Genomic DNA, 25,586 nt, shown 5'->3' with positions numbered 1-25,586 from the left:
CTGAGTGAAAACTCTAATGATGGTTAAACTTTTATCTTCTGTCGCAGCTCTGCTGCTGACAACTCATATTCAGGCAGAGTCAGCCGTTGCGCCGACGCCATCTTATTTGATGCCTTTGGCGGAAAAAGCTGTACTGACAGATTTAATTCAGGTGAACGATCAGCTATATGTTGCAGTAGGTGATCGAGGCCATTTGCTGTTAAGTAAAGACAGCACAAGCTGGACACAAGTGCAAACCCCAGTGCAAAGCCTGTTTACCTCAGTGTATTTTTCGGATGAAAAACACGGTTGGGCAGTAGGGCATGATGCCACTATCATTGCCACACAAGACGGCGGGCAAAGCTGGCAGTTACAGCAATTCAAACCTGAAACCGATAAGCCGCTGTTTGACATTTTGTTTGCTGATGCCAATAACGGCATAGCGCTTGGTGCTTATGGTATGTTTTACCGCACTACAGACGGTGGTAAAACCTGGCTGGATGAATTTCATCTGGAGTTGGTGGGCAGCGAAGATCAGGAGTATTTAAAAGAGTTGCAGGAGTCAGACCCTGAGGCTTATCTAGACGAAAGATCTTCGGTACTGCCACATTTCAACCGTATTTATCAGCACAATAATGTGTTGTATCTGATTGGTGAAGCAGGTTTTTTTGCTACCAGTACAGATTTTGGCAAAAGCTGGACTCGTCATCCGGAATTTTATAACGGTTCTTTATTTGGTTTGACGATGACGCCAAAAAATAGCCTGATTGCCGTAGGTTTACGTGGTCATGTGTTCAGAAGCACAGATTTAGGCCAAAGCTGGCAGCAGATACAACTGGCTCAAACCGCAACATTGAATAGCGTACTGACAGACTCTGCAGGGCATCTTTACCTGACAGGGAATGCCGGTACTTTATTAGTCAGTCAGGACGATGGCGTCAGCTTTAGTGCAATGCCAACACAAGACAGTAAAGCCATTTTGAATGCCGTCGCAGTCAAGGATCAGCTGGTATTAGTGACCGAAGCTGGAATTCGAACCTTAGCAATCAAGAAGCCGGAATAACATGAGTCTGAATCGAATAGTAACCAGCTGTGAGACGGTGTTATTCCGTCATCGTATCGCTGTCATCGTACTTTTTGTACTCGCTACTTTGTTTTTATTATTCAAAGCCAGCCAAATTAAACTGGATGCGGCTTTTACAAAAAATATCCCGCTGCAGCATGAATATATGCAAACCTATATGCAGCACGCCAAAGATTTTGGGGGAGCCAATAATATTTTGGTATCGGTTTGTGATGCCAAAGGCGATATTTTTAACCCGGATTTTTTTGCATCTTTTAAGAAAATTCATGATCAGATTTATTACCTGCCTGGTGTAGACCGCAGTCTGGTGAAATCTCTGTACAGCCCCAGCACCCGTTTTGTTGAAGTGGTCGAAGATGGTTTTGCTGGTGGTCCGGTGATCCCGGCCGACTTTGCCCCAACAGCTGAAGGTTTGGCTGTAGTTAAATCTAACGTGGAAAAAGCGGGTATTGTAGGCCGCATGGTGGCTGACGATTTCAGCTGTGCCATGGTGACAGCACAATTGTTAGAGGTCGATCCTGATACCCAACAGAAACTCGACACCATTAAATTTGCCGCCGAACTTGAGCAGCAGGTACGTGGCCAATATCAGAATGAAAACCTGACCGTCCATATAATCGGTTTTGCCAAGATGGTCGGTGATGTGGCAGACGGAGCTAAAGGTGTATTGGCTTTTTTTGCTGTCGCTATCGTCATTACCGCCATAATGGTTTATCTGTTCAGCGGTTCTGTGATGCTGACTTTGTTACCTATCGCCTGTTCTCTGATTGCGGTGATCTGGCAGATGGGCATGCTGACCGTATTGGGTTTTGGTATCGACCCCATGTCTATTCTGGTGCCATTTCTGGTCTTTGCGATAGGCGTCAGCCATGGTGTCCAGATGATCAATGCGACAGGTAAAAATGTAGCTTTGGGTATGGATGCTAAAACTGCGGCTCAGGCAAGCTTCCGTAAGCTATTGATCCCCGGTGGTATTGCTCTTTTGTCTGATACTGTGGGTTTTATCACACTGTTGATTATTGAGATTGGAGTGATCCGTGAGCTTGCCATTACCGCCAGTTTAGGTGTGGGTATCATTATCCTGACCAACCTGATTTTATTGCCAGTGCTGATGTCTTATGTGAAATTCAGCGACAAGTACAAGCAGAAGGTTCAGACACCACACCCACGTATTGAGAAGTTCTGGTATAACTTGTCAGCTTTTGCGACTCCTAAGTATGCTGTGGTTATTTTAATAGCGACAGCGGCGTTATTTGCTTTAGGGTGGCAACAAAGTGCTTACCTGAAAATTGGTGATTTACATCCGGGTGCGCCGGCCCTGCATGAAGACTCTGTGTATAACCAGGATACTTTTCTGATCACAGACCGTTATGCTATTTCTGTCGATTACATCAATGTGATGGTGGAAACTCCAGCCAATGGTTGTACTTTCCACGATGTGATGAACCGAATTGACCAGTTCCAGTGGCAAATGGAGAACGTACCTGGTGTGCAGTCTGCCGTGTCGCTGGCCTCTGTGTCTAAATCTATCAACGCAGCCTTTAATGAAGGCAATGTCAAATGGAAAGTACTACCGCGTACCACAGAAAGCTTAGTGCAAGCATCTAGCAGAGTAGAAACCAGCACAGGTTTACTCAATAGTGACTGCTCTGTGATGCCGGTGATTCTGTTCTTAAACGACCACAAAGCTGAGACTATTGAAACTGTGGTGGCTGCTGCGAAAAAGGCGGGTGCAGAACTCAGCACGGATGAAGTGAAGTTTAAATTAGCTTCTGGTCCTGTGGGTGTAATGGCGGCGACTAACGAAGCAGTGGACGCAGCCCAAACCCCTATGATGTGGTATGTCTATGGTGCAGTGATAGTGCTGTGTTTGATCAGCTTCCGTTCCATCAAAGCCACAGTGGCTGTGATAGTGCCGCTTTATGTGGTGTCTATTCTGGCGACTGCCTTGATGACTAAACTGGAAATTGGTTTAACCGTATCGACTTTACCTGTGATAGCGCTTGGGGTTGGCATAGGGGTCGACTATGGTATTTATATTCTGTCGAACATGACGCAATTACTGCGTGATGGAACCCCGCTGCGTCAGGCGTATTTCACTGCGTTAAAAGAGACGGGGAGTGCGGTGTTATTTACAGGTATCACGCTAGCTATAGGCGTCAGCACCTGGGTGTTCTCAGCACTGAAGTTCCAGGTCGATATGGGCATACTGCTGACCTTTATGTTTTTAGTAAATATGCTCGGTGCTATTTTGGTGTTACCCGCACTGGCGGCCTTTTTCTGGCGAAAAAACAACTAGTCGCTATTTATGTAAATAACTGCATGTTTAAACAAGAAAATGGCCGTAAGGCCATTTTCTATTTACAGCGGGTGAATAACTTGTCAAATCATCGATCTCCCTTCTGGTACAACCAGTGACAAAGACATAAATAAAGCTCGAAAAGCCCGCCAATACTCAATAAACTTCGCACCTGACACGCTCTGTATGTAAGTAAACCAAGTCTTTGCAGACAAAGGTTTCAAAAAAGGATACAAAAATGGCACTGATAGACGGTCAACCTTCTGTACTACTACAAAATGTAAGTAAGCTTATTCGTTCTAAAGTCAAAGATCAGGTCGAACTGGTCGAAAAATTTGCCCACACTCTGTATGGCAATATGTCCCACGAAGATTTGTTTGGCCGCAACGACAGCGATTTATATGGCGCTGCCCTTAGCTTATGGCAAAGCTTTAATGGGCATACCGATGCTAAGGCCTTAATTCGCGTATTTAACCCAGAGATCGCTAAACACGGTTGGGAATCTAAACACACTATTGTTGAAATAGTGGTAAAAGACAGCCCGTTTTTAGTCGACTCAGTCCGGATGGCATTAAGCCGCCAATCTATTACCGCCCATCTGTTATTGCATTACCCACTGCAAACGCTCCGTAACGATAAAAACGACATCACGGACTTTTTTAAGCTGGGTACTGTGGAGCAAGCCAGTACGGAACAAACCGTGTTCCATATCGAAATTGACCGCATGACGGATAAAGCTGCAGTAGAGGCCTTAACCTCTGAATTGCAATCTGTGATGGAAGATGTGTCTTTGGCTGTGCAGGACTGGAAACCAACCCGGGCTAAACTGCTGCAGGTTATTGCTGACTTACCAAAACAAGCAGGGTCTATCAATTCAACTGAATTGGAGCAAGCCACAGAATTTTTAAACTGGATGGCTAAAGATAACTTCACTTTGTTGGGTTATCGTGAGTACCGCATCAAAGCGGTAGAAGGCGATCATAAAATTGAAGGGGTGAACGACAGCGCTTTAGGTTTAATGCGCCGTTCTACCTCGCGCGATTTAATGTTATCTGATTTACCTGAACAGGCGCGCAAGCAGGCATTAAGTTCGTCGTTGCTGATCCTGACCAAAACTAATAATAAATCCCGTGTGCATCGTCCGGCTTATATCGACTATGTCGGTATTAAACGTTTTGACGACAAAGGCCATGTGATCGGTGAAGACCGCTTTATTGGTTTGTACTCCTCTTCGTTGTACAACAACAGTGCGGCTGATATTCCATTGCTGAAAACCAAGTTAGCTAAAGTGATGGCAAAATCTGGTTTTGCCCACGGTACTCATGCCTACAAAGCCCTATTAAATATTCTGGAAACTTACCCACGGGATGAGTTAATTCAGGCCACGACAGATGAGCTGCTGGATGTATCAACTGGCGTACTGCAAATGCAGGAACGTGATATGACCCGTCTGTTCGTGCGCAAAGACGCCTTTGGACGTTTTGTCTCTGCTATGGTCTATGTGCCGCGTGAACGCTACAACACTCAGCTGCGTAAAGATACGCAACAGATTTTAGCTCAGTCGCTGGGCAGCACTGAAGCTGTGGAATTTACCACTTACTTCTCTGAATCTGTGTTGGCTCGTACCCATTATTTCGTTCGTATCAACGATAACAATATCGAGTTTAATGTGAAAGAAATTGAACGTAATCTAGTAGAAGCGGCCCGCACCTGGGAAGATAAGCTGGAAGCTGCGCTGGTTGGCCATTATGGCGAAGCCCGTGGCCGTGAGTTGGCCCGCAAGTATTTAACGGCTTTCCCTTCATCGTACAAAGATGAAATGTTACCTAACGATGCGCTGGTCGACATTGAAAAGATTGAATCACTGAACGATGAACATCGCCTGGACATGCTGTTTTATCGTCCGCAGGAAGACCGCAACGATAGCAAAGCGGTGCGTTTAAACCTGTTCCATAAAGATCATCCGATTTATCTATCCGATGTGCTGCCAATACTGGAAAACTTCGGTTTACGTGTGATTGGTGAAACCCCTTATGCCGTGCGTTGCCCTGATGGTTCTGTCAGCTGGATCTTAAACTTCGCGATGGAAGTTAACGGCACTATGCCAGCTGACTTTGAACAGGCTCAGCTGTCATTTCAGGACTCTTTTGCCAAAGTATGGAAAGGCGATCTGGAAGACGATGGTTTTAACCGTTTAATTTTAGGCGCTGGTTTAACAGGCCGCGAAGCTTCGTTATTACGTGCTTTTGCTAAATATAAACGCCAAATCGGCGGGACTTTCAGTCAGGCTTACGTTGAATCGACTTTTGGTCGTTATCCGCTATTGGCGAATCTGCTGGTGAAACTCTTTAATGCCAAGTTTGCATTGGAGAACACCAATCAGGCCGATGCTGAGACTCTGCATACAGAAATCCTGGCGCAACTGGAAAACGTAGCGAACCTGGATGATGACCGTATTATCCGTCGTTTCCTCGCTATCATTCAGGCCATTGTGCGCACCAACTACTTCCAGCAAGCGGAAGATGGCAGCGACAAACCTTATATTTCCTTTAAAGTGCGTCCGGCTATGATCCCGGATATGCCGCTGCCACTGCCTTTCTTCGAAATTTTTGTGTATTCACCTAAAGTAGAAGGGGTGCATTTACGTTTCGGTAAAGTGGCACGGGGTGGTCTGCGTTGGTCCGATCGTCGTGAAGATTTCCGCACCGAAGTTCTGGGGCTGGTGAAAGCACAACAAGTGAAAAACACGGTGATCGTGCCTGTGGGCGCCAAAGGTGGTTTCGTTTGTAAGAAGCTGCCAGAAACCGGTGGTCGTGAAGCCTGGTTAAACGAAGGTAAAGCTTGTTACCGCACTTTTATCCGCGGTTTACTGGATGTGACTGATAATATTTTGCAAGGCCAGATTGTGCCACCAAAACAAGTGGTGCGTTTAGACGAAGATGACCCGTATCTGGTGGTGGCTGCTGATAAAGGCACGGCGACTTTCTCTGATATTGCCAACAGCATTTCACTGGAATACAACCACTGGTTGGGTGATGCTTTTGCTTCAGGTGGTTCAAACGGTTATGACCATAAAGGCATGGGGATCACTGCCCGTGGCGGTTGGGAGTCAGTGAAACGTCACTTCCGTGAAGTAGGCATTGACTGTCAGACCACAGATTTCACCTGTGTCGGTATAGGCGATATGGCCGGTGATGTGTTTGGTAACGGCATGCTGTTATCCAAACATATTCGTCTGCAGGTTGCATTCAACCACATGCATATTTTTGTTGACCCGAATCCGGATGCAGCTAAGACCTTTGTTGAACGTGAGCGTATGTTTAATCTGCCCACCTCAACCTGGGATGACTTTGATAAGTCACTGATCTCAGAGGGCGGTGGTGTATTCCTGCGTAGTGCGAAATCGATCAAACTGACAGCACAAATGCAGCAGATGTTAGGCACTAATGCAGTCAGCCTGACACCTAACGAATTTATTCGTGCGGCTCTGATGATGGATGTGGATCTGATCTGGAACGGTGGTATCGGCACGTACGTCAAAGCCACAGATGAAACTCATGCAGAAGTCGGTGACCGTGGTTCTGAAGCTTTGCGTGTTAACGGTAAAGACGTTAAAGCTAAAATCATAGGTGAGGGTGGTAACTTAGGTACTACTCAACGTGGCCGTATTGAATATGCAGCCAACGGTGGCCGCATCAACACCGACTTTATCGATAACGTCGGTGGTGTGGACTGTTCAGATAACGAAGTGAACATCAAAATTCTGTTAAACGCCCTGGTTGCCAGCGGTGATATGACGCTGAAGCAGCGTAACGAGCTGTTAGCGGCTATGACCAGTGATGTGGCAGATATAGTAATCAACGATTGTTACCGCCAGACCCAAAGTATTTCTGTCTCTTCTGTGCTGGGCGCAGAACAGATGAAGGAATACACCCGCTTTATTCATTCGCTGGAAAAAGACGGTAAGTTAAACCGCGAACTGGAGTTTTTACCTTCAGATGACGCCTTGGCTGAACGTACAGCTAAAGGTCAGGGGTTAACCCGTCCTGAGCTTGCCATTCTGACCGCTTATGGCAAGATGGTGATGAAAGAGTGGCTGGTGTTGCCTGAAATTTATGAAAACAGTTACTTTAAACGTCATCTGTTTACAGCTTTCCCGAAAGTGCTGCAACAAAGTTATGCCAAAGAGATGGAAACTCACCCGTTAAAGGCTGAGATCATTGCCACCAAACTGGCTAACCTTATTGTCAACGACATGGGCGCTAACTTCGCCCAGCGTATGATGGAAGAAACAGGTTCTTCTATTGCTGAAGTGGCGGTGTGTTACACCATAGCCCGCGATCTGTTTGATGTGGAGACGGTATGGAACAAGCTGGAAGAGTTGGATAACGTGATCCCTGCAGAGCTGCAGATCAAGTTATTCCACCAGTTGCGCCGCACTATGCGCCGTACGACACGCTGGTTCTTACGTCATCGTAACAAGGCGCTGGATATTCAGCAGACGATAGATTTCTTCAAACCTGCTTTTGTTGAAATCAGCAATAACCTGCAAAAATTACTGGCTCCGGGCGAAGCTGAACAACTTGCCGCCAATGAGCAAAGCTTCATTGAACAAGGCGTACCTGCAGATGTCGCTCGTTATTTGGCTCAGCTGAGTACCTGCTTCTCTGTGATGGATATTGCTCAGGTGGCAGATGCAGAGAAAAACTCTCTGCTGTTAACAGCGGAAATTTACTTCAAATTGGGCGATCGGTTAGATCTGCACTGGTTCCTGGAGCAAATTACTCAACAACCGGTAGCGAACCATTGGCAGGCGCTGGCTCGTGCTTCGTACCGTGAAGAGCTGGATTGGCAACAACGTGCCTTGTCTGCAGTGGTCGTTCGTGGTTGTGGTGGTGCTTGTGATGCAGAAGCGGTCATCGGCAGCTGGATCACTGAGCATGAGCCGGTACTGGCGCGCTGGCGTCAAATGCTGGCTGAGTTCAAAACCACGAAGAGCCATGAGTTTGCCAAATTCTCAGTGGCATTGCGTGAGTTGATGTTACTCAGTCATCACTGTGACCCTGTGAAATAATTCAGCTTCCAGCTAGAATACACCGGCTCTGAAAAGAGCCGGTGCTTTTTTATGCTCTGCTATCCTGCAGAGCACCCTTCGGGCCAGCTAAAGCTGTTAAAAATCGTTCCAGACGATTTTTTGCAGAGAGTTTCTAACTATTCATTATTAAAAGCAGGTTGTTATGTTCTATTCACTGGCGCGTTCTTTGATGTTTTGTACTGATGCTGAGTTTTCACATCACCTGGCCCTTGGCAGCTTAAAGCATTTGAAAAATACCCCGGCATCCTTGCTGTGGCGCCAGGATTTACCGAAAAAGCCAGTGACTGTTGCAGGTATTCATTTTGATAATCCTGTGGGTTTGGCGGCGGGTTTAGATAAAAACGCTGATTGCATTGATGCTTTTGGTCAGATGGGTTTTGGTTTTATTGAAGTAGGTACTGTTACGCCACGTCCTCAGGCTGGAAATGATAAACCCCGCTTATTCCGTTTACCTGAAGCGAGCGCCATTATTAATCGTATGGGTTTTAATAATAAAGGCGTGGATTACCTGGTGGAGAACGTTAAAAAGTCCAGCTACAAAGGCGTGCTGGGTATCAATATCGGCAAAAACAAAGACACACCGAACGAGCAGGGTAAAGACGATTACATTGAATGTATGCGTAAGGTGTATGCGCATGCCAGTTACATTACAGTAAATATTTCCTCACCCAATACACCGGGTTTGCGGGACCTGCAATTTGGCGATGCCTTATTTGATTTGCTGCAGGCGGTAAAAAACGAGCAATTGGATCTGCAGGCACAGCAAGATAAATATGTGCCAGTTTTTGTCAAAATTGCGCCTGATATGGACGAAGTAGCAGTGCAGCAAGTGGCGGAAACTTTGCTGCGTAGCAAAATGGATGGTGTCATAGCCACCAACACCACTCTGGATAAAAGTGCGGTGCAACATCTGAAATATGGCAATGAAATGGGTGGTTTGAGTGGATTGCCTGTGCAACAAAAAAGTACCGAAATTATTCGGCAGTTCCGTGCAGCTCTTGGTCCAAAGATGCCAATTATTGGGGTCGGTGGCATAGACTCTGCCAAAGCAGCACAGGATAAAATGGATGCTGGTGCCAATCTGGTCCAGATCTATTCCAACTTTATTTATCAGGGCCCAAGCTTGATCAAAGAGATCGTCGAGAGCCTGAAATAACTCATATGCCGATCAATTTTGGATCCCTGATATTTAGTCCAAAATAATCTTTAACAGGGCTTACAAACAGGTGTAGAAAGGCAACATCTTGAATTCATAAGGATTGATTATGTTGTCTTTATGCCCTGACTGGTGCTGGCAGTATTGCGACGAGCAAGACCGTTTGCTGTTACAGTTATCAAACAGCCATCATATTCAAACTGCCTTCAGTGCCAAAGAGCTGCTGTCAAAACCAGAACAGCAAAGTTTGTGTATGGAGCAAGCTCAGCTGTTGATGGATTTTGCCGAAGCACTGGAAGGTCTATTGCCTGACAGTGAGCTACTGACAGTCGCAGCGCGCGCTGTTGCTGCTTTAAATTTTGTCAAAGCTCCGGTACAAAAAAGTCACCTGTTTAATTTCTCCAGCATAGAATGCAGTAGCCACTTAATGAGTATCGCCAAACTAGAGGGTTTAAGCCGTGCAAAAGTGCTGCTAGTTGCGAAAGCCGATCCTATGGTGGATTGTCTGTTGCTGGAGCCTATGGAGCTATTAAATGGTAAGCAATTATCGGCCGGTCAGTTAGTGCGGGTGCAACAAAACCGCCTGATGCCGCTGCAATTTGCACCACTTTATGCCCTGACTGCTTGATGTAAAGAAAATTGCATAATAAATAAACAACTCTCAAGAGATCGGGCCAGATTAGACTGGTGATCCTTCAGGCAACAGGTAGAATAGGGCACATTTTCAAGCTGGGATTTAAAAGCTGTGCCAAATCAAACGGATCCGTTCAAGGATATTCGCCCTTATTTTGACCATGAAGTACCGGATGCGATTCGTCGTTTATTAGACGACGCCGATTTTTTGCATGCCATTTTAAATTACCGCCTGGCCAGCTGGCCTAAAACTATCCGCTATTTGTTTACCCCTGTACTGCGTTGGTTACTGGCGCGTAAAGCCAAAGGTTTGCGCACCGTGTCTGATGTGCAGCATATGGTGGCGGACTTTTTGCAGCAAAGTCTGCACAACAGCTCTGCTGGCGTCAGCGTCAGTGGTCTTGAACATCTGGATCCAAAACAATCCTATTTATTTATCTCGAATCACAGAGATATCGCTATGGATCCGGCGCTGGTCAATTGGTGTTTACATCAAAAAGGCATGGACACTGTACGTATTGCTATTGGCGATAACCTGCTGAAAATGCCTTGTGCTACAGAACTGATGAAGCTTAATAAAAGTTTTATCGTCAAACGTTCGATCAAAGCCCCACGCGAGATGCTCAAAGCCTTGGGGCATTTGTCGGCGTATATCAAAGACTCACTCGAAACAGGCCATTCGATCTGGATAGCGCAAAAAGAGGGCCGGGCTAAAGATGGCCTTGATCAAACCGATGAAGCTATCTTAAAAATGTTTTATATCGAAGGGAAAAAACGGGGTCTGGATTTTGCGACTTATATGCAGTCGCTAAATATTGTGCCAGTGTGTTTATCCTATGAATTTGACCCGCTGGATCGGGCTAAAGCCAACGAGCTGCATCAATTAGCAAGTACAGGTGAATACAAAAAGTCGGAGATGGAAGATATCCAAAGCATAGTGCAGGGCATAGTGGGCCAAAAAGGCCGGGTGCATGTGCATTTTGGTGAAGCTATTCAGACCACTTTCCAGGACCCTCAAATGCTAGCGGCGGAAATAGATCGGCAGATCTGGGCTGGCTATCGTTTATATCCGGTCAATTATTTAGCAGCGCAAATGGATATGGAGCTGGACCCTGGAGAAGAAGGCCTGTGGTATCAAACCAAAATGGCGTCTTTGCCTGAAGAGCTACGCCCTTATGTAGAGCAAATGTATGCGGCACCAGCGCTGAAACAACAGCAGACCTTAGCTCAGCAAGAACAGCAGTCTACACAACATAAGGAGCTGGAAGATGGCACGGCATATCAGTTATAAATACAAAGGGGAGTGGAAAAAAATTCCATTCAGCTACGACAAATACGCCGATAGCTTCGAAGCTGTAGCTGCAGCCGAAGGCATAGACTTAACCGCATTTCGCAAGATGGAGCAGCAAGTGGCGATGACAGCCAAAGGCACAGGTGCGCTCAAAGACTATCGCAAAAACGCTTTTGTAAAGATGGGTTTTAGCGAAATTCTGCTGCTGCGGGATGATCAGGAACCTTTTAATCTCTGAGTCTATGGCTCTTTAGGGTGTCATCAGCAGTTGCTCTCACTCACACTTCTTACCACAACGGATAATCTTTGTACCTGCCGCTAACCCTTGGGCCTTAAACCAGCCTTGCGGCATCTCCAAAGCGCCTATTACTGGCCCTAGTGAAGCTTTGCCTTTTTCATCGTAAGGATACAAAAACTGTACCGGCTCTATAGTCCAGTCAGCTTTGATATAGGCTATATCTAAGGGCACTTTGGTGTTACGCATCCAGAACGACAGCACTCGGGCTTCATCGTACACGAATAACATGCCGTTTTCTGCGCTATCGCGATACATCAGACCACGGGCGCGCTGTTCTGGGGTCAGAGCCAGTTCGGTTTGAAATTGAACGTGTCCTACTTTGATCCATTCTTTTTCGAAATTGATCTGTTCAATGGTCTCAACAGCAGTAACAGAAAAACTCAAAGCAAGAAGTGCAGATAGCAAATAATTCATAACTCAGTGACCACAAAGAATAAAGCCTGAAGACTAACGGAATTCTCAGTAAAAAAAAAGGGTGACCCAAAGGCCACCCTGATTATTCTTCGCTGTAAAATTACAGTGCAGCTAAAGCCTGTTTAGGCTCAACAAATGGCAGGTTCAAAGCGTCTGCAACGTGTTTGTTTACCACATGACCATTGATCACGTTTAAACCATTTAACAGGTGCGCATCGTCCAGCAGTGCCTGTTTGTAGCCTTTGTTGGCTAAACGGATGATAAATGGCAGAGTGGCGTTGTTCAGTGCAAAAGTAGACGTCAGTGGTACTGCGCCTGGCATGTTGGCCACGCAGTAGTGCACAACGTCATCCACAATGTAGGTTGGATCAGCGTGAGTGGTGGCTTTAGACGTCTCGACACAACCGCCTTGGTCAATCGCCACGTCAACAATGGCTGAACCTGGCTTCATACGTTTGATATGATCTGCAGTCACCAGCTTAGGAGCTGCAGCACCTGGAATTAACACACCACCAATAACTAAGTCAGCAGATAACACATGTTTTTCCAGCGCATCGACAGTGGAGTACACAGTTTTCACTGCGCCATTGAACTGAGCATCGATACGACGTAATACGTCTACGCTGCGGTCCAGAACGACTACATCAGCACCCATACCAACAGCCATCTGAGCTGCGTTGGTACCGACCATGCCGCCACCGATAATCACGACTTTGGCAGGTTCAACACCAGGCACGCCGCCTAATAACATACCGCGACCAGCGCATGATTTCTCTAAAGCACGGGCACCAGCCTGAATAGACATGCGGCCAGCCACTTCAGACATAGGCGCTAATAAAGGCAAGCCACCGCGGTTGTCTGTCACTGTTTCGTACGCGATACAAATAGCTTTTGATTTGATCAGGTCTTCAGTTTGTGGCAGATCCGGTGCTAAGTGCAGGTAAGTGAACAGAATTTGGCCTTCACGCAGCATAGCGCGTTCAACAGCCTGAGGCTCTTTTACTTTGACAATCATCTCTGCTTTAGCGAAGACTTCAGCAGCAGTAGTTAATACTGTGGCACCAGCAGCCTGATAGGCATCGTCACCAAAACCAATGCCGCTACCTGCATTGTGTTCAACAAAAACAGTGTGACCAAGAGCTGTCAGCTCACGCACGCTGGCAGGGGTCATACCGACGCGGTATTCGTGGTTTTTAATCTCTTTAGGTACGCCAATAATCATGATATTCCGCCTGTGTAGGGTTGGGTAAAATTTTTGCCTAGTATAGTTACTGATTTGTAGTTTTACCTGTTGTTTTTTTGATGAATCACAGTTATAAATCCTGCTATAAATTGAAATGTGAAATTTTTATCTGCTATGTACGAAACCAGTAAAAGTGTTAAAAAACTAGACCGAATTGACCGCAAAATCCTGACTGAACTACAGCACGACGGTCGTATTGCCAATGTTGAATTGGCGAAAAGGGTAGGGCTCAGTGCCACTCCTTGTCTGGAGCGGGTGCGTAAACTGGAGGCCGAGGGTTATATACTGGGCTACACAGCGCAGGTTGACCCAAATAAAGTAGGTTCCGCGTTACTGGTTTTTGTGGAGATTACTTTAAGTAAAACCTCACCTGAAGATTTTGATGAGTTCAGTAAAGCTGTGCAGAAGCTGCATGAAATACAGGAATGTCATTTAGTCTCCGGCAGTTTCGACTTTTTATTGAAAACCCGGGTGGCCAATATGGCCGCTTATCGCGAGTTGTTAGGGGAAACCTTATTACGTTTACCCAGCGTACGCGAAAGCCGGACTTACGTGGTGATGGAAGAAGTGAAACAAACGACCTTTGTGGCGGTCAATTGATGGATGTGTTCTTACATAGAGCATAGTTGTCCCTATGTGACTGGGGCGAGCCTCTTTTATTAAAGTCAGGCAGTCAACGACGCTATGGCAGCAAGGACGAAGGGGTTTTGTACAGCCAGTGTTCAGGCATTAAAGTTTATACAGACTTTTGTCGCTGAAGATATGGTCAATAAGGTTATGGCTTCAGGTTATGCGGCTATAAAGGGGTGCATCAGAGTTGTCTCTCTGGTATCTTAACTAGGTAGAATTCTTAGAATAAATGGGACTTGTTGTGTTGAGTGAAGCCAGACGGTTGCGAGCCAAACTATTGTTTTCTTTAAACGGAATGCAGCGCTTATCTGAAGTGGGATTAATCCTCAGCTTTGGATTTGCTGCCTTTATGTTATTGGCTTTAATGTCATTCGACCCGGCTGATCCAAGTTGGTCTCAGGCAGGTTACCAAACCGTTGTTCACAATTATGCTGGTCCCAAAGGTGCCTGGATTGCCGATATTCTGTTATTTACTTTTGGCTGGATTGCTTATTTAGTGCCGCCATTGGTGGCTTTTGCCGGTTATTTGTTAACCCGCCGCGCTAAAGCCTTAATGGAGATGGATTACCTTATTTTGGGGTTGCGTCTGATTGGTTTGGTTTTAACCATTCTTTGTGCCAGTGCTATTAGCAGCATTAATTTTAATGATATTTTCTATTTTTCATCCGGTGGTGTAGTGGGCGATGTGGTTGCCTCTATGCTGATGCCAAACTTTAATTTCATCGGCACCATTTTACTGCTGCTGTGCGGTTTATCTACTGGCTTAACTCTGGCGACAGGCATTTCCTGGGTCACAGTAGCGGATGAGTTGGGGGCCTTAACTGTGCGCGCCTTGATAGCTTTGTATCAGGCACCAACCCGTTTAGGCCAGTATCTGGCAGAACGTTCTGCAACCAAAGCTTCATCTCCTCTGTCTTTTCAGACTGAATCCACTGTGCCTGTACAACGCCGGGAACCAGAAATTGCAGTCGATACAACAGCAACAAGGTTGAACCTTGCTGCGACAGACTCAGAGCCAGCGCCAGAAGTGATCCGCTTAAATTCTGGTCGTGATGAGGTTGTACAGTCTGCTTTTATCGCGCCTGAAGAAGAGCAAATTCCGTTACCCGAGATTGAGGAGGTTCAAACGCAACAAAGCCGTGCGTACTTCCAGCCGAATGACCGGGTCGAGCCTTTACCTTTTGCGCCTTTGGATGAAAAAACTGAAGCTGTGGCTTTTGTTAGTGTCGATACCCTGGCTGATGATGACTTAACGTTCTCCGCTGTGGATGATGGTTATTACCCAGAGCAGCTGCAGCATCTGGAACAGAGTTTTGCCGAGGTCGAACGGCAGGTCGTAGTCGCGCCCGTGGTAATAGAAGAAGACGAGGAGGATGACACTCCTGTTGCTGCATCATTCAGCCCGGATGATTTACCTTCGTTAGCTTTATTAGACAGACCCGATAAAGCTACGAATCCTATAGATCCAGCCGATTTGGAGCGGGTGTCCCGGTTAGTGGAAACCAAGTTGTTGGATTTTGGCGTGGAAGCCAAAGTCGTGGCTGTATTGCCAGGCCCCGTTGTCACTCGGTTTGAGCTGGATTTAGCTCCTGGTGTCAAGGTCAGTAAGATCACCGGTTTATCCAAAGACTTAGCCCGTTCATTATCTGCTATCAGCGTGCGGGTAGTAGAGGTTATTCCTGGTAAATCCTATATAGGTTTAGAGCTGCCGAACCAGTTCCGTGAAATAGTGCGTTTATCGGAAGTGATAGGTGATGAAGTTTTTATCCAATCAAAATCACCTTTAACTATGGTGCTCGGTAAAGACATTGCAGGTAAATCTGTAGTGGCCGATTTAGGCCGTATGCCGCACTTGCTGGTCGCGGGTACCACGGGTTCTGGTAAGTCGGTGGGCGTCAACGTGATGATTTGTAGTTTGCTGTATAAATCCACGCCTGAAGATGTGCGCTTTTTAATGATCGACCCGAAGATGCTGGAATTGTCAGTCTATGAAGGTATCCCACATTTGCTGACGGAAGTCGTTACCGACATGAAAGAGGCGGCCAATGGCCTGCGCTGGTGTGTTGGCGAAATGGAACGGCGTTACAAACTAATGTCGGCCCTTGGGGTGCGTAACTTAAAAGGTTATAACCAAAAGATTCAGGATGCTATCGCCGCTGGCACCCCCATTCGTGACCCGATTTGGAAGCCAAGCGATAATATGATGACGATGCCGCCAGAGCTTGAGAAGTTGCCTTCTATCGTGGTCGTGATCGACGAATTCGCTGACATGATGATGATTGTCGGTAAAAAAGTCGAAGAGCTGATTGCCCGCATCGCACAAAAAGCCCGGGCTGCTGGTATTCACCTGATTTTAGCGACTCAGCGCCCGTCTGTGGATGTGATCACAGGCTTGATTAAAGCCAATATTCCAACCCGCATGGCGTTTCAGGTGTCATCGAAAATTGACTCCAGAACTATATTGGATCAGCAAGGTGCTGAGAGTTTGTTAGGTCAGGGCGATATGTTGTATCTGCCGCCAGGCTCTGGTGTACCCACCCGGGTGCATGGCGCTTTTGTCGATGACCACGAAGTGCATGCTGTAGTATCTGACTGGAAACGTCGTGGTAAACCTAACTATATTTCTGAGATCTTAAACGGCGAGCCGACGGAAGACAGCCTGCTACCGGGCGAGACGATGGAAGGCGATGAAGGAGAGTCTGATCCGCTGTTTGATCAGGCTGTGGCTTTTGTTACAGAAAGCCGTAAAGCTTCGGTTTCAGGTGTACAAAGACGCTTCCGTATTGGCTATAATCGCGCCGCCCGTTTAGTCGAACAAATGGAAATGAGTGGTATTGTCAGTGGTGCAGGCCATAACGGTAACCGTGAAGTGTTAGCGCCTCCACCTCCTAAAGTATTTTAACTAAGGTGTATATGAAGAAAAACTTCGGAAAAAAAGCTGTGGCTTTAGTTTTGTCTCTGGCGCTGCCAACCTTTATGGCTGTAGCGGATCAGGCCGAGGCCTTGCAGAAAAAATTAGCGCGCTTATCCAGCTTTCAGGCCAGCTTTGATCAAACCGTCGTTGATGCCAGCAATAAGCTTATTCAGCAAGGCGAGGGCATGTTATCGCTGAAACAGCCCTCTTTGTTCCGTTTTGAGACTCAGACCCCAGAGCCAAACCTGTTTATTGGTGATGGCAAAACTCTGTGGTTTTATGCCGAATTACTGGACCAGGTCAGCATTTATGATGCCAAAGAGCAGGTACAGAAAACTCCGTTTGTACTTTTGACCTCCCACGATCCTAAGTTGTGGGCTCAATATAGTGTGACAGGTGCTGATGAGCAGTTTGATATCACACCAAAAGACCCAGGCAATGCAGTAAAAAAACTGAGCCTGAGATTTGCAGGTTTAGCCTTATCAAAAATGATCGTCATCGACAGTAATGGCCAAAACAGCACCTTTGATTTTAATCTGGTGCAATACAACACACCTCTGGCTTCAGAACTGTTTCAGTTTACCATTCCGGCCACAGCGGAAGTGGATGATCAACGCGTCAAGTGAATAACCTCGGCTTTGAATTCCATGACGATATCAGGCCTCTGGCTGCACTGCTGAGGCCAACAAAGCTATCGGACTATGTTGGGCAACAACAAGTGTTGGGGCCTGGCACACCGCTGCGTAAAGCAATAGAAGCCGGGCGTATTTCCTCACTCATTTTATGGGGGCCTCCGGGCACAGGCAAAACGACCTTGGCGGAATTAATTGCCATTTATGCCAAAGCAGCTATCGCGCGTTTATCTGCTGTAACCGCTGGCGTTAAAGAAATACGTGAAGAAATTCAGGCGGCCAAGCAACGCTTAGCGCAAAATCAGCGCACTTTGTTATTTGTTGATGAAGTGCACCGCTTTAACAAAGCCCAGCAAGATGCATTTTTACCCCATATTGAAGATGGCACCATTATTTTTATTGGTGCAACCACAGAAAATCCTGCCTTTGCTCTGAATAACGCCATGTTATCCCGCGCCCGTGTCTGCATTTTAAAAAAGCTGACGGCAGAGGACCTGGCTTGCGTCATAGCACGCGCTGTGGCGCATTATCAGCAGTCTGGCCAAGAGGTCCAAATCAGCCCTGACGCTCAATCTTTATTGCTGCAACTGGCAGATGGCGATGCCAGGCGCCTGTTAAACCTGTTTGAGCAGGCCGTAGAAACAGCGCAGCAGGGCGCTACAAAGACTGAACTGACAGCTGATTTATTCCGGCAGTTAGTACCAAGGCAATTGCCGGGTTTTGATCAGCAGGGCGATATTTTTTACGATTTAATTTCTGCCTTTCATAAATCGGTGCGTGGCTCCAACCCGGACGCCGCTTTGTATTGGTACTGCCGTATTTTAGAAGGCGGTGGTGATCCTTTGTATGTGGCACGTCGTCTGTTGGCGATAGCCAGCGAAGACATAGGCAATGCTGATCCACGCGCTTTAACCATTGGTTTGGATGCCTGGGATACTTTTGCCCGTGTTGGCCCTGCCGAAGGGGAACGGGCTATAGCTCAGGCTGCGGTCTATATGGCGTTAGCGCCAAAATCCAATGCGGTGTATAGCGCTTTTAACCAGATGCGGCAGTATGTGCAGCAAACCCCATCCTTTGAAGTGCCGGATCATTTGCGTAACGCGCCAACAGCGCTGGCGAAACAACAAGGTTTTGGTAAAGGGTATCGTTACGCGCACAACGAGCCCGGCGCTTATGCCGCAGGCGAAGTGTATTTACCCGCTGAAATGGCCGGAATGAAGTTTTATCAGCCGTCTGAGCGCGGTTTAGAGAAACAGTTGCAAGACAAAATGGCCTATTTAGCCATGCTGGACCAACAAGCAAAAGGACAGAGCTGATGCAGGCATATCTGGCAGTGGCTATTGGCGGAGCTTTAGGGGCCTGTTGCCGTTTTGGTTTAGGCGAATTTATCCTGCATCTTTGTGGTAAATCATTCCCTTTTGCTACGTTGCTGGTTAATATTCTCGGGTCTTTTGTATTAGGTCTGCTTTATGGCCTGTTTTTAGCCGAACATTTGACGGTTAACCCGTGGAAGACTCTGATCGGCGTAGGTTTTTTAGGTGCCTTTACTACCTTTTCGACGTTTTCACTCGACACTGTTTTACTGCTGCAACAAGGCGAACTGGTGAAAGCCGGCCTGAATGTTGTGCTGAACGTGCTGGTTTGTTTAACACTCGCCTGGCTGGGTTTAAAGCTGGGCTCAATGAAGTAGTCACTATGTTAGATGCAAAATTTTTAAGAGCCGAATTAGCTCAGACTGCCCAACGTTTGGCAGATCGTGGTTTTCAGTTAGATGTTGCTGCGCTTGAGCAACTGGAAGAGCAGCGCCGTGCGCTGCAAATGGCGACTCAGGATTTACAGAACTCTCGTAATACCAAATCCAAAGCCATAGGCCAGGCTAAAGCCCGTGGTGAAGACATCACGCCATTGTTAGCGGAAGTGGATGGTTTAGGTGCAGAGCTGGAAGAAGCCAAACAAAAACTAGATGCGGTATTAGCGCAGTGGGATGTTATTGTCAGCGCTATCCCAAACCTGCCACATGAATCCGTGCCAGCCGGTAAAGATGAAACCGGTAACGTGGTCGTGCGTCAGTGGGGCGAACCTAAGTCTTTTGATTTTGACGCAAAAGATCATGTGGCGTTAGGCGAGGCTTTGGATAAAGGTCTGGATTTTGAAAATGCTGTCAAAATTGCGGGTTCTCGTTTTGTGGTGATGCGTGGCCAAATTGCCCGTCTGCACCGCGCTTTAGCGCAATTTATGCTGGACTTGCACACAGAGCAGCACGGCTATACCGAATTGTATGTACCTTATCTGGTGAATGCTGCATCCTTATATGGCACAGGCCAGTTGCCAAAGTTTGGTGCCGATTTATTCCATACCAAACCTGCGACAGAAGAAGGCGTTGGCATGTCGTTGATCCCAACGGCTGAAGTGCCGGTGACTAACTTAGCCCGTGATTGTATTTTTGAGCTGTCTGAACTACCACAAAAATACACTGCTCATACACCATGCTTTCGCAGCGAAGCGGGCTCTTACGGCCGTGATACCCGGGGTTTAATTCGCCAGCACCAATTTGATAAAGTGGAATTAGTGCAGTTAGTACATCCGGAACAATCCTTTGCTGCGCTGGAAGAGTTAACAGGTCATGCCGAAAAAGTACTGCAGCTGTTAGGTTTACCGTACCGCACTATGCTGCTGTGCACCGGTGATATGGGCTTTGGTTCTACCAAAACCTATGATTTGGAAGTCTGGTTACCGGCGCAAAATACTTACCGTGAAATTTCTTCCTGCTCAAATATGGGAGATTTCCAGGCCCGTCGTATGCAGGCACGCTTCCGTCCGGGCGAAGGCAAAAAGCCTGAACTGCTGCATACCTTAAACGGTTCTGGTTTAGCCGTCGGTCGCACCTTGGTTGCTATTTTGGAAAATTATCAGCAAGCTGATGGTTCTATTCAGATCCCGACTGTATTGCAGTCTTATATGGGCGGCAAAACAGAGATCCGCTGTTAATCTGAACTTGGTATTGTGATGATAAGGAGCAGTTTTTCTGCTCCTTTAACCTGGTAAATCTAATGTCGCTCATCAAAGAACAACAAGAAAGCTCAAAAAAGACTGCTATCCCACGTCATGTAGTAGTGCGTAAAACCCGCAAAAGCCCCATCAAGGTGATGCTACGTTGGATGTATTGGCTGGTATTGATAGGTGTGATCGCTATCGTAGTGATGACCAGCTTTGAAGCAGGCATGTCTATGTATAAAGCGGGTCAATAGAGCCGCTTTATCGTTTTGTTACAAACACTTCGCTGGTTTTGGTAAACCGGCTATGCGAGTGGCTTGTTTAGCTGGCCCTTCAGGGAATAATAGAAACAGATACTTGCTATTACCTTTGTCCGCTCCCAGTTTTTCTCCCATGCTTTTGACCAATAAACGTATCGCTGGCGATGTTTGGTATTCCTGATAAAAAGCACGGACAAAATTCACCACCTCCCAATGCGCGTCGGTCATCTGGATCTGTTCTAAGCGGGCAAACTCTTCCGCCAGTTGTGGTGTCCATAAAGTCAAGTCAGCCAGATAACCATGTTTATCCAGTGGGTAGCTTTGGTTATTTAAAATCAGTTCGTTCATTAGAATTGTTGCTTCGCTTGTAGCACTAAATCCAGCCATTGGCTGTCGCTAAGTGCGGTAAAAGGTTCGGAGATAGGTATACCGCGCACAGCGGCGTCATGTGCTAAACAATAAACAGGACAGGGCAGGTTGCTTAGCAGGCCTGTTGTCATTAAATACACGCCTTCCTGCCTTAATAACACTCTATCTTCAGCACCTACAAGATGCAGTGTATCAGGCAACCGGTTGTTGATTAAATCAAAAAGTCTCATATCAGCCCTTAATCACATGCTGCTGCGTATTAAGTAACTGGTTGAGCTCTGAGCTCTCCAGCGGCTTAGCGTTCAGTACAAGCTCAGAGGCATGTAACTGACGCTGCTTTAACGATTCCGAGCAGATATAGACATGGTCGATATCATAAAGCTCAAACAGCTTAAAGCTGCGTCTGAAATCTTTGACCTGCAACTCTGCACTATCATTGGCTTTGACCAGTTGATAGACCGCATCGCCACTAAAAACTACACTCACCTGATGCTCTACCGCAGCCAAAGCAAATATTAAATCCAGACTTTCACGTGCAGCTATGCCGTGCAGAGGTAATTGGGTCACTAACACTGCTATTTTCATGAAAACTGCACCAGTTTATCCACGTGAGCTAAACGCATGGCAAACTCAGCCAAACCTGCTGTTGTATAGCCATCTGCCGGCTTTACCTGATTGGAGCACACACCACGTTTTTCAGCTGCAGTGGTACAAAACAGCAAAGGGATCTGATGCGCCTGACAAAATTGCTGCAGTTTGAGTGATAGGTTGGGTTCGTCTGAAGGTAAATCAATCAGTGCTGAAGCTGCGCCTACTGCATCGCGGTATAAAAACACCGAATCCACTGTGTGACTGGCCTCAACAGCCTGCTGCATAAAACGCAAGGCGCTGACAAAACTCTGCCCTTGTAACACCGGGCCTTCAATCAGAACGGCAAAACTGGTCATCTGTCTACCTTTCGCATCATCATTATTCTAAATAACCCTTTACCCGAGTATATATAGCCAAAGTAATTGGAGTTGCAGGGAGGCGACCAGTGATCGAGACCCCAAGAGCATAGTTGTCCTATGTGCAATTGGATTGAAGCGATAGTTCGCCGTTCACCTCAACCATCATACGCCACAAACTACTGGGGCGAGAGCACGCAGTCAACAAAGCTGCAGCTTCAAGTACGAAGGCTATAAAAAAGCCCCGCAACATTGGCGGGGCATTTTAATCGAACATCAGCTTATCTCAAGCCTTAATTAGTCATCACTGCCCATGATACCCAGTAACTGCAGTAAAGAGGTGAACAGGTTGAAGATGTTCAGGTACAAGCCGACTGTAGCGCGGATATAGTTGGTTTCACCGCCGTTAATAATACGGCTGGTATCAAACAAAATTAAACCAGACATGATCATCACTACAGCGGCGTTAATGGCCAGGTGCAGCGCAGGGATCTGGAAGAAGATATTCGCCAGACCAGCCACAATCACCACAATCAAACCTACAAACAGGAAGTTACCCATAAAGCTGAAATCTTTACGTGAACTTAATGCGTAAGCTGAAAGTGAAAAGAACACTACAGCGGTTAAACCAAGAGCTTGCATAATCAGTTCAGGGCCATTGGCTGTTGCAGCAAAACGGTTCAGCATAGGACCGATAGACGCACCTAAACAGCCCGTTAAAGCGAATACCCAGAAAATGCCGCTGGCACTGTCTGCTTTTTTCTGTACCACAAAAATTAAGCCGAAGGCGACCAGTGTTAACACCAGAGCCACGCCAAAACCGAAATTCATCGCCATGGCAACACCTGCTGTCACTGCGCTGAATGCTAAGGTCATCGCCAGCAGGAAGTAGGTATTGCGCAATACTTTGTTGACTTCGACGCTATGGCCTATATGGCCAGTCTGAGTGCTTTGGTTGTAGGACATTGCTGTTCTCTCCATTGAGTAGTTACTTTTCTGACTTTATCTTACTTGGGAAGTTCCAAAAGTACCAGTAGTTATCTTTGTAAAACAATTCAATCATTTAGCTTGTTTTATCAAAGTTTAAAAAAATGCTTTTCTTTCCTAACCGATCTGATTATTATACGCGGCGCTGGAGGGGTGGCAGAGCGGTTTAATGCACCGGTCTTGAAAACCGGCGAAGGTTAATAGCCTTCCGAGAGTTCGAATCTCTCCCCCTCCGCCATTATTCCCAGAACCCGTATCAGTGAACACTTATACGGGTTTATTTTTTTGTCAGATCTGAACTCAGTCAAACAAGACATAAAAAAAGCCGCACAAGGCGGCTTCTCTCTGCTTTACAGCTATTAATTCACCGCAGTACAACTCATGCAGACTGAGTAGATACCTTTAGGATCATTAAATTGTTCCATCACTTTAAAGTCACGGTTGATTTGGCCCATGATGTTTTTCAGAAGTGGACTAAATGCTGATGCTTTGGCATCAGGTAACAGGGCTTGCACAGTACCTGAGGCAAACATATCACGCAGTAACTGCTCGGTTGGGGTTAATTCCTGCTCCATTACTTTAATATCGTATTGCTTCAAACCCGCTTTTTCAGCAGCTGCGGCTATTGCATCATCAAAGGTGCCCAGTTTATCCACTAAACCAAATTCCAAAGCTTTGGTACCAGTCCAGACACGACCTTGCGCGATTTTATCCACGGCTTCTTTGGTCATACCACGGTTTTCAGACACCATACTGATAAAGTCGTCATAACCTTTGTTGATCAGAAGCTGGAATATGCTGGACATCTCTGGCGTTAAGCCTTTAAACAGCGGCAGCCCAGCACTCATTCCTGCGAGTTCAGTAGTGCCTACACCATCGGTATTTAAACCTAACACAGGCATTGCGTTTTCCAGGGTGTGGAATAAACCGAAGATACCAATAGAGCCCGTGATCGTGGTAGGAGAGGCCCAGATCTCATTCGCCGGAGCCGCAATCCAATAGCCACCCGAAGCCGCTACCGCGCCCATAGACGCAACCACAGGCTTACCGGCAGCTTTTAACAGCTTGATTTCCTGACCTATCACATCAGATGCAAAGGCACTGCCGCCGCCGCTGTCGATACGAAGTACCACGGCTTTTACTTTTTCATCAAAACGGGCACGACGTAATAAAGCAGCAGTGCTATCTCCGCCTATAGTGCCAGCTTTGGCTGAACCGTCAATAATAGTGCCTCGAGCAACCACTACTGCGACTTTTTCAGTCAAAGGATTGTCGTAATGAACCGGTGGTAACACCTGGGCCTGATAATCTTTAAATTGAATTTGATTAAAGCTGTGTTTATCGCTTTCACCAACGAGCGCTATTAAATCCTGACGGAACTCTTCACGACTTTTGATGCTGTCGACTAACTTGGCATCCAGAGCATACTGAGTCATATCGCCATTGACGGCTTGTAATTTTTGATACAACCCGGTGATGGTCTCATCAAAATTGTCGACTGCAAAACCGCGACGCTCGGCCACTTGCTGCTTGTAGCTGGCCCATAATTCGTCTAACCAGGCTTTGTTGGCTTCTTTGGCCTCATCTGACATGGTATCGCGGGTAAAAGGCTCTACCGCAGACTTGTAGGTGCCTACTTTAAACACATGAGTGGTGATCTTTAATTTCTCTAATGCTGACTTGTAATACATAGGGTAAGTGCCGAAACCTTCCAGTAATACAGTACCCATAGGGTTTAAATTGATGCTGTCGGCATAAGAGGCCAGGAAATACTGGTTTTGACTGTAATAATCTCCTGTCGCCAAAACTTTTTTGCCTGTTGCTTTAAAGTCCTGCAGAGCAGCACCGACCATAGTCAATTTGTCCATAGAACCAGAACCAAAGGAGGATAATTCCAGTACTATGGCTTTAATACGCTCGTCCGTTTTTGCGGCCTGAATAGTTTTCAGCAGGTCAGTCAGCAAAATTTCCGGTTCTTCCTCTTCGGAGCCCATGCTCTCATTCAACACTTGATCCAAAGGGTCGACATAACGTTTTTCTTCCACCAAATCACCAGATAAGTTCAGAACTAACGCTGCACTTTCAGGAACTTCAATCTTATCGTCGCCGCTGAAAATGGAGATCAGGACCAAAATGAAGACAAGAGCAAACAGCAGATTAAAAGTGATATGACGAACCAGACTGATAGCGCGCCAAATGCCACCAAAAAAGCGTCTTAAGATCCCAGGTTTTTTCTCAGACATATGATGTACCTATAGTTTCGGCAAAGTAGTAGAGGTCTATGCTAACGAATTTATCTGCAAAGCTCAGGGTGGAATTTGTAAGTAAATGTTTATTTGCTTCTGTCATAGAAAGTTTCAT

22 protein-coding genes and 1 tRNA gene are annotated in these 25,586 nt (G+C 46.5%); 15 read left to right on the top strand and 8 right to left on the bottom strand.

Annotation, left to right across the window (positions count from 1 at the left end; all coding sequences use genetic code 11):
• The first annotated feature begins 16 nt into the window (after positions 1–16).
• The 7 genes from IEW88_RS12370 to IEW88_RS12340 all read left to right on the top strand — a co-directional run bounded on the left by IEW88_RS12370 (position 17) and on the right by IEW88_RS12340 (position 11,775).
• On the top strand, positions 17–1,042 hold the full coding sequence (locus tag IEW88_RS12370; RefSeq protein ID WP_147904228.1) for a WD40/YVTN/BNR-like repeat-containing protein: 1,026 nt from the start codon (positions 17–19) through the stop codon (positions 1,040–1,042).
• Position 1,043: 1 nt separating this feature from the next.
• Positions 1,044–3,362: an efflux RND transporter permease subunit gene (locus IEW88_RS12365; RefSeq protein ID WP_147904227.1), complete on the top strand. Its 2,319-nt coding sequence runs from the start codon at positions 1,044–1,046 to the stop codon at positions 3,360–3,362.
• Between the two features lie 238 nt (positions 3,363–3,600).
• Complete coding sequence (locus tag IEW88_RS12360) at positions 3,601–8,436, top strand: NAD-glutamate dehydrogenase (RefSeq protein WP_147904226.1); 4,836 nt, start codon at positions 3,601–3,603, stop codon at positions 8,434–8,436.
• Positions 8,437–8,599: 163 nt separating this feature from the next.
• Positions 8,600–9,613 (top strand): quinone-dependent dihydroorotate dehydrogenase, encoded by a 1,014-nt coding sequence (gene pyrD / locus IEW88_RS12355; protein WP_147904225.1) that lies wholly within the window; start codon positions 8,600–8,602, stop codon positions 9,611–9,613.
• A 109-nt stretch (positions 9,614–9,722) separates the two neighbouring features.
• The gene (locus IEW88_RS12350; RefSeq protein ID WP_147904224.1) at positions 9,723–10,241 is read left to right on the top strand and encodes a cell division protein ZapC domain-containing protein; all 519 of its coding nucleotides are present in this window, start codon (positions 9,723–9,725) and stop codon (positions 10,239–10,241) included.
• A gap of 117 nt (positions 10,242–10,358) precedes the next feature.
• On the top strand, positions 10,359–11,537 hold the full coding sequence (locus tag IEW88_RS12345) for a 1-acyl-sn-glycerol-3-phosphate acyltransferase (RefSeq protein ID WP_147904223.1): 1,179 nt from the start codon (positions 10,359–10,361) through the stop codon (positions 11,535–11,537).
• Positions 11,515–11,775, top strand: coding sequence for a DUF2960 domain-containing protein (locus IEW88_RS12340; protein ID WP_127023124.1), 261 nt, complete (start codon positions 11,515–11,517; stop codon positions 11,773–11,775). The genes IEW88_RS12345 and IEW88_RS12340 overlap by 23 nt, the downstream gene beginning before the upstream one ends.
• Positions 11,776–11,811: 36 nt before the next feature.
• Here the strand turns inward: IEW88_RS12340 and IEW88_RS12335 are convergent, their stop codons facing one another.
• Positions 11,812–12,249 carry a DUF192 domain-containing protein gene (locus tag IEW88_RS12335; protein WP_147904222.1) on the bottom strand — a complete coding sequence of 146 codons (438 nt, stop codon included), beginning with the start codon at positions 12,247–12,249 and terminating at the stop codon, positions 11,812–11,814.
• A 100-nt stretch (positions 12,250–12,349) separates the two neighbouring features.
• Positions 12,350–13,471, bottom strand: a complete 1,122-nt coding sequence (gene ald / locus IEW88_RS12330; protein WP_147904221.1) for an alanine dehydrogenase — start codon at positions 13,469–13,471, stop codon at positions 12,350–12,352.
• Positions 13,472–13,606: 135 nt separating this feature from the next.
• Here ald and lrp point away from each other — a divergent pair, with 135 nt between their 5' ends.
• The 7 genes from lrp to IEW88_RS12295 all read left to right on the top strand — a co-directional run bounded on the left by lrp (position 13,607) and on the right by IEW88_RS12295 (position 20,916).
• Positions 13,607–14,092, top strand: coding sequence for a leucine-responsive transcriptional regulator Lrp (gene lrp, locus IEW88_RS12325; protein WP_046521198.1), 486 nt, complete (start codon positions 13,607–13,609; stop codon positions 14,090–14,092).
• Positions 14,093–14,363: 271 nt separating this feature from the next.
• On the top strand, positions 14,364–17,024 hold the full coding sequence (locus IEW88_RS12320) for a DNA translocase FtsK (protein ID WP_221411422.1): 2,661 nt from the start codon (positions 14,364–14,366) through the stop codon (positions 17,022–17,024).
• An 11-nt stretch (positions 17,025–17,035) separates the two neighbouring features.
• A complete protein-coding gene (lolA, locus tag IEW88_RS12315; RefSeq protein ID WP_053423510.1) occupies positions 17,036–17,662 on the top strand; it encodes an outer membrane lipoprotein periplasmic chaperone LolA in 627 nt (208 codons plus the stop codon).
• Positions 17,659–18,984, top strand: a complete 1,326-nt coding sequence (locus tag IEW88_RS12310) for a replication-associated recombination protein A (protein ID WP_147904219.1) — start codon at positions 17,659–17,661, stop codon at positions 18,982–18,984. Before lolA ends, IEW88_RS12310 begins: the two co-directional genes overlap by 4 nt.
• Positions 18,984–19,358 carry a fluoride efflux transporter CrcB gene (gene crcB / locus IEW88_RS12305; protein WP_053423512.1) on the top strand — a complete coding sequence of 125 codons (375 nt, stop codon included), beginning with the start codon at positions 18,984–18,986 and terminating at the stop codon, positions 19,356–19,358. Before IEW88_RS12310 ends, crcB begins: the two co-directional genes overlap by 1 nt.
• Before the next feature lie 5 nt (positions 19,359–19,363).
• Positions 19,364–20,656: a serine--tRNA ligase gene (gene serS / locus IEW88_RS12300; protein ID WP_147904218.1), complete on the top strand. Its 1,293-nt coding sequence runs from the start codon at positions 19,364–19,366 to the stop codon at positions 20,654–20,656.
• 62 nt (positions 20,657–20,718) lie between these two features.
• Positions 20,719–20,916 (top strand): hypothetical protein, encoded by a 198-nt coding sequence (locus tag IEW88_RS12295; protein ID WP_053423514.1) that lies wholly within the window; start codon positions 20,719–20,721, stop codon positions 20,914–20,916.
• Positions 20,917–20,934: 18 nt separating this feature from the next.
• Here the strand turns inward: IEW88_RS12295 and IEW88_RS12290 are convergent, their stop codons facing one another.
• The 5 genes from IEW88_RS12290 to IEW88_RS12270 all read right to left on the bottom strand — a co-directional run bounded on the left by IEW88_RS12290 (position 20,935) and on the right by IEW88_RS12270 (position 23,204).
• Complete coding sequence (locus IEW88_RS12290; protein ID WP_147904217.1) at positions 20,935–21,270, bottom strand: TusE/DsrC/DsvC family sulfur relay protein; 336 nt, start codon at positions 21,268–21,270, stop codon at positions 20,935–20,937.
• Complete coding sequence (locus IEW88_RS12285; RefSeq protein WP_147904216.1) at positions 21,270–21,521, bottom strand: DsrH/TusB family sulfur metabolism protein; 252 nt, start codon at positions 21,519–21,521, stop codon at positions 21,270–21,272. Before IEW88_RS12285 ends, IEW88_RS12290 begins: the two co-directional genes overlap by 1 nt.
• A gap of 1 nt (position 21,522) precedes the next feature.
• Positions 21,523–21,876 carry a sulfurtransferase complex subunit TusC gene (gene tusC / locus IEW88_RS12280; RefSeq protein ID WP_147904215.1) on the bottom strand — a complete coding sequence of 118 codons (354 nt, stop codon included), beginning with the start codon at positions 21,874–21,876 and terminating at the stop codon, positions 21,523–21,525.
• Positions 21,873–22,238, bottom strand: coding sequence for a sulfurtransferase complex subunit TusD (tusD, locus tag IEW88_RS12275; protein ID WP_147904214.1), 366 nt, complete (start codon positions 22,236–22,238; stop codon positions 21,873–21,875). Before tusD ends, tusC begins: the two co-directional genes overlap by 4 nt.
• A gap of 297 nt (positions 22,239–22,535) precedes the next feature.
• A complete protein-coding gene (locus IEW88_RS12270; protein ID WP_147904213.1) occupies positions 22,536–23,204 on the bottom strand; it encodes a Bax inhibitor-1/YccA family protein in 669 nt (222 codons plus the stop codon).
• Between the two features lie 168 nt (positions 23,205–23,372).
• Here IEW88_RS12270 and IEW88_RS12265 point away from each other — a divergent pair.
• A tRNA-Ser gene (locus tag IEW88_RS12265) sits at positions 23,373–23,463 on the top strand.
• Between the two features lie 121 nt (positions 23,464–23,584).
• Here the strand turns inward: IEW88_RS12265 and sppA are convergent.
• Complete coding sequence (gene sppA / locus IEW88_RS12260) at positions 23,585–25,468, bottom strand: signal peptide peptidase SppA (RefSeq protein ID WP_147904212.1); 1,884 nt, start codon at positions 25,466–25,468, stop codon at positions 23,585–23,587.
• Positions 25,469–25,586: the final 118 nt, after the last annotated feature.

The organism is Rheinheimera tangshanensis (genome assembly GCF_014645135.1).
GTDB lineage: Bacteria > Pseudomonadota > Gammaproteobacteria > Enterobacterales > Alteromonadaceae > Pararheinheimera > Pararheinheimera tangshanensis.
The sequence above is the reverse complement of the archived record's forward strand: the minus strand, read 5'-3'. Positions and strand labels throughout refer to the sequence as shown.

Excerpts from the sequence above, each read along its gene's own strand:
- tusD (WP_147904214.1), bottom strand. The coding sequence starts at position 22,238 with ATGACCAGTTTTGCCGTTCTGATTGAAGGCCCGGTGTTACAAGGGCAG.
- IEW88_RS12295 (WP_053423514.1), top strand. The coding sequence starts at position 20,719 with ATGTCGCTCATCAAAGAACAACAAGAAAGCTCAAAAAAGACTGCTATC.
- IEW88_RS12360 (WP_147904226.1), top strand. The coding sequence starts at position 3,601 with ATGGCACTGATAGACGGTCAACCTTCTGTACTACTACAAAATGTAAGT.
- IEW88_RS12335 (WP_147904222.1), bottom strand. The coding sequence starts at position 12,249 with ATGAATTATTTGCTATCTGCACTTCTTGCTTTGAGTTTTTCTGTTACT.
- pyrD (WP_147904225.1), top strand. The coding sequence starts at position 8,600 with ATGTTCTATTCACTGGCGCGTTCTTTGATGTTTTGTACTGATGCTGAG.
- lolA (WP_053423510.1), top strand. The coding sequence starts at position 17,036 with ATGAAGAAAAACTTCGGAAAAAAAGCTGTGGCTTTAGTTTTGTCTCTG.
- ald (WP_147904221.1), bottom strand. The coding sequence starts at position 13,471 with ATGATTATTGGCGTACCTAAAGAGATTAAAAACCACGAATACCGCGTC.
- IEW88_RS12370 (WP_147904228.1), top strand. The coding sequence starts at position 17 with ATGATGGTTAAACTTTTATCTTCTGTCGCAGCTCTGCTGCTGACAACT.
- IEW88_RS12365 (WP_147904227.1), top strand. The coding sequence starts at position 1,044 with ATGAGTCTGAATCGAATAGTAACCAGCTGTGAGACGGTGTTATTCCGT.
- IEW88_RS12285 (WP_147904216.1), bottom strand. The coding sequence starts at position 21,521 with ATGAGACTTTTTGATTTAATCAACAACCGGTTGCCTGATACACTGCAT.
- IEW88_RS12270 (WP_147904213.1), bottom strand. The coding sequence starts at position 23,204 with ATGTCCTACAACCAAAGCACTCAGACTGGCCATATAGGCCATAGCGTC.
- crcB (WP_053423512.1), top strand. The coding sequence starts at position 18,984 with ATGCAGGCATATCTGGCAGTGGCTATTGGCGGAGCTTTAGGGGCCTGT.
- sppA (WP_147904212.1), bottom strand. The coding sequence starts at position 25,468 with ATGTCTGAGAAAAAACCTGGGATCTTAAGACGCTTTTTTGGTGGCATT.
- IEW88_RS12350 (WP_147904224.1), top strand. The coding sequence starts at position 9,723 with ATGTTGTCTTTATGCCCTGACTGGTGCTGGCAGTATTGCGACGAGCAA.
- IEW88_RS12340 (WP_127023124.1), top strand. The coding sequence starts at position 11,515 with ATGGCACGGCATATCAGTTATAAATACAAAGGGGAGTGGAAAAAAATT.
- IEW88_RS12290 (WP_147904217.1), bottom strand. The coding sequence starts at position 21,270 with ATGAACGAACTGATTTTAAATAACCAAAGCTACCCACTGGATAAACAT.
- lrp (WP_046521198.1), top strand. The coding sequence starts at position 13,607 with ATGTACGAAACCAGTAAAAGTGTTAAAAAACTAGACCGAATTGACCGC.
- tusC (WP_147904215.1), bottom strand. The coding sequence starts at position 21,876 with ATGAAAATAGCAGTGTTAGTGACCCAATTACCTCTGCACGGCATAGCT.
- serS (WP_147904218.1), top strand. The coding sequence starts at position 19,364 with ATGTTAGATGCAAAATTTTTAAGAGCCGAATTAGCTCAGACTGCCCAA.